This window comes from Rhodoluna sp., from assembly GCF_024641065.1.
Lineage (GTDB): Bacteria > Actinomycetota > Actinomycetes > Actinomycetales > Microbacteriaceae > Rhodoluna.
On the sequence record NZ_JAHEDV010000013.1, the window covers coordinates 3,112 to 6,513 of the forward strand.

General features: G+C 52.7%; 3 protein-coding genes. 1 reads left to right on the plus strand and 2 read right to left on the minus strand.

From position 1 onward, the window contains the following. Window positions 1-12 precede the first annotated feature (12 nt). Both Q0L26_RS05525 and Q0L26_RS05530 read right to left on the minus strand, forming a co-directional pair. A complete protein-coding gene (locus Q0L26_RS05525) occupies window positions 13-996 on the minus strand; it encodes a branched-chain amino acid ABC transporter permease (RefSeq protein WP_296648494.1) in 984 nt (327 codons plus the stop codon). 6 nt (window positions 997-1,002) lie between these two features. Then, window positions 1,003-2,319 carry a branched-chain amino acid ABC transporter permease gene (locus tag Q0L26_RS05530; protein WP_296648497.1) on the minus strand — a complete coding sequence of 439 codons (1,317 nt, stop codon included), beginning with the start codon at window positions 2,317-2,319 and terminating at the stop codon, window positions 1,003-1,005. Between the two features lie 127 nt (window positions 2,320-2,446). Here Q0L26_RS05530 and Q0L26_RS05535 point away from each other — a divergent pair. Beyond that, on the plus strand, window positions 2,447-3,402 hold a 956-nt coding region (locus tag Q0L26_RS05535), incomplete at its 3' end, for an IMP dehydrogenase (protein WP_296648499.1).

Below are 3,402 nucleotides of genomic sequence, written 5' to 3' on the forward strand. Positions count from 1 at the left end.
ACTGAGATTTGGTTAGACATTGAACTGCATCTCCCTCTTGTTTCCAAAGATTCCCTGTGGTCTGAAAATGACCAACAGCATTAGCGAGAGGCCAATCAAAATGAATCGAATCTGGCCAACCTGCGGGTCTGACAAGAACGGAAGGGCGCCGATAGACACCAAACCACTCAAAATTCCCTGGGTGATGCTCATCAAGAAGAAGAACACCAAGGTGCCAACGATTGGGCCAAGAACAGTCGCAGCGCCTCCTAGAAGAAGCACTGTCCAGATCATGAAGGTAAAGGTTGTTCCCCATGACTGTGGCTGAACGTTCGAGAGGTTCAGCACAAACAACATTCCACCGAGGCTGGCGAAAAGGCCACCAAAGATCAGTGCCTGCAACTTGTAGACAAATACGTTCTTGCCAAGGCTGCGAACGGCATCTTCATCTTCACGAATGCCTCGAAGCACGCGGCCCCAAGGTGAGCGCATGAGCAACCAAACCAAGATTGCGCAAATCGCAACCAATGTCCATCCGAGCATCATCACGAAAATTTGGTCGTTGCGATATGTGAACGGTCCGAAGCCATAGTCAAGGTCAGGGAACGGATTCATTTTCCAAAATTCTTGACCGAACTGGCTTAGACCATTTGAACCACCGGTGACTTTTGCGAAACCAATCGTGGTCATGAAATATCTGAAAATTTCAGCAGCTGCAATGGTCACGATTGCGAGATAGTCGGCTCGCAAACGGAGCGTAGGAATTCCTAGCACCACTGCGAACACAGCGCTGCAGGCGAGACCAAATAACGCAGCCGGAATCAGTGGCCAGTGCAATGTGAGAATCGCGATTGCCAATCCGTAGCCACCAATGGCAGCGAATGCCGCCTGACCAAAGTTAAGCAAACCGGTATAACCGAAGTGCACAGACAAACCAATCGCGCAGAGCACGTAGGTCGCTGTGATGGGGCTGATCAGTTCTTTGACAGCCAGAGTGAATATTGCTCCCCAGTCCATGATTTCCTAACCGATTCTCTGCTTCTTGCCAAGAACACCCTGAGGGCGAATCAGCAATACCAATACAAGGATGATGAGTGAAGCCGCATATTTGAGGTCGGCTGGGATTACCAATACCGAAAGCTCAACTACAAAGCCGATGATCATTGCGCCAACGGTCGCGCCAAGTGCGGTGCCAAGACCGCCGAGGGTTACCGAAGCGAACAAGAGCAACAGAATCTGGAAGCCGGTGAGCCAGTTGGCCTGAAACTGAAGGCCATAGAGCAAGCCAGCAAGGGCAGTTAGGGTGCCGGCAACAATCCAGACGATTCGAATAATTCGCTCAACGTCGATGCCGGTTGAAGCCGCGAGAGCTGAGTTGTCGCTGACGGCACGCGTTGCCTTGCCGATGCGGGTGCGGGTCAAGAACAAAGCAACTGCGGCCAGGGTTACCAGGCTTACTGCCATTGACACAACCGAGTTCATGGTGGTCACGATCGGGCCAAGTTGAACCGATTGGAACGAACCGCTAACCACCTTTGTTTCACCACCAAAAATGATGAGCAGAACATAGCGAACTACGATGCTGAAACCGATTGAAACGATCATCATCTGGTTCAGGCCTACGCGCTTTTTGCGAAGCGGTTTCCACAAGAAGGCATCCTGTGAGAAGCCGAATGCGCCACCAAGGATAAGAACCAAAACTGCTACCAGCAAAATTGGCAGGTTCATGTTTGCGTAGAAAACCCAGGTCATCAATGCACCGAATGTGAGCATTTCACCGTGAGCAAAGTTGTTGAGACCAGTGGTGCCAAAGATTAACGAGATTCCGATTGCAGCAACCGCAAGGAGCAATCCGAGGTTAAGGCCAGACCAAAGGCGAATCACTAACTGGTCGCCGAACGACTGCACCACGCGAGTGTCTTTTCCGAGAGGAAACAAAATTCCGGCTGTGTTGACGATGGTTAGGTCGGCTTGACGCACTGACTTCTCAGGGTCACGCAGACCAACACCTTTTGGCAATGAGTCGAGTTGAATCTCGACGTCGTATGTGCCTTTCTTGGAAACCTCTATGATCCACTTGCCATCTGCGTCAGTGGTCGCGGTGCCATCGAATCCGTTTCCGGTGACATGCAACTTCACACCAGCCACGGGCAGCTTCTCGTTTGTGATCGTTCCGCGAATTAACAGAGCGTCATTCGAATAACTCGGGCTAGGAGCAGGGCTAGGTGTGGCAGGTGCTGCGATCGATGGCAGAGCCGAGAACAATACTGAAAACAGCATTGCCAAGGTCGTGCCTGCGAGGGCTAACCCACGCCAGCGATTGATCTGATGATTCTTCAATCAGGCCTCCAAGAGGTATAGGCGCCCGGGATGTGCGCCTTTGCGTATTCGCCCCAGAATACCGCAATAAGAGGTGTGACTTTTGCTCGGCTAGACTTGCCTAACCGCCAACCCGCATGAGGACAAAATGACTGAAAACAACCCTTTCGGCTTTCTCGGACTGACCTATGACGACGTGCTGCTTTTGCCGGGCGAATCAGACATCATGCCTTCGGCGGTAAACACCAAGACCCGCATCTCAAAGCGCATCGAAATCAACATTCCGTTGCTCTCATCGGCAATGGACACCGTAACCGAGGCCCGTTTGGCAATCGCCATGGCTCGCCAGGGCGGCATTGGCATTTTGCACCGCAACCTTTCACTCGAACAGCAGGCTAACCAGGTTGACCTGGTCAAACGCTCAGAGGCCGGAATGATTACCAATCCGGTAACCACAACTCCGTTGGCCACCATCCAAGAAGTAGACGATCTTTGCGGTCAGTTCAGAGTTTCGGGCCTTCCGGTTATCGACGAGGATGACCGCCTAATCGGCATTGTCACAAACCGCGACATGCGTTTCGTGCTCGACGTGCAGCGCACGACAACTTTGGTTAAAGATGTAATGACCCCAATGCCGCTGATCACCGCGCAGGTTGGTGTTCGCCCAGAAGAGGCAATCGCGATTTTTGCTCAACACCGCATCGAGAAGTTGCCAATCGTTGACGGCAACGGCAAGCTCAAAGGTTTGATCACCGTTAAAGACTTCGACAAAAGCGAGAAGTACCCGCTTGCTTCGAAAGACTCGAGCGGTCGCCTTTTGGTTGGTGCAGCCGTTGGTGTTGGCCAGGATGCCTGGGAGCGTTCGATGGCACTCATCGATGCAGGCGTTGACCTGCTCATTGTTGACACCGCTCACGGACACAACCGCGCAGTTCTCGAAATGGTTGCCAAGCTAAAGGCCGAGCCATTTGCCAAGAACGTCGACATCATCGGCGGAAACATCGCAACCCGCGAAGGCGCAGCTGCTCTGGTTGCAGCAGGTGCCGATGGCGTGAAGGTTGGCGTTGGCCCAGGTTCGATTTGCACCACCCGCGTTGTTGCCGG

Coding starts and splice junctions, on each gene's coding strand:
- Q0L26_RS05525 (WP_296648494.1), bottom strand. CDS start 996: ATGGACTGGGGAGCAATATTCACTCTGGCTGTCAAAGAACTGATCAGC.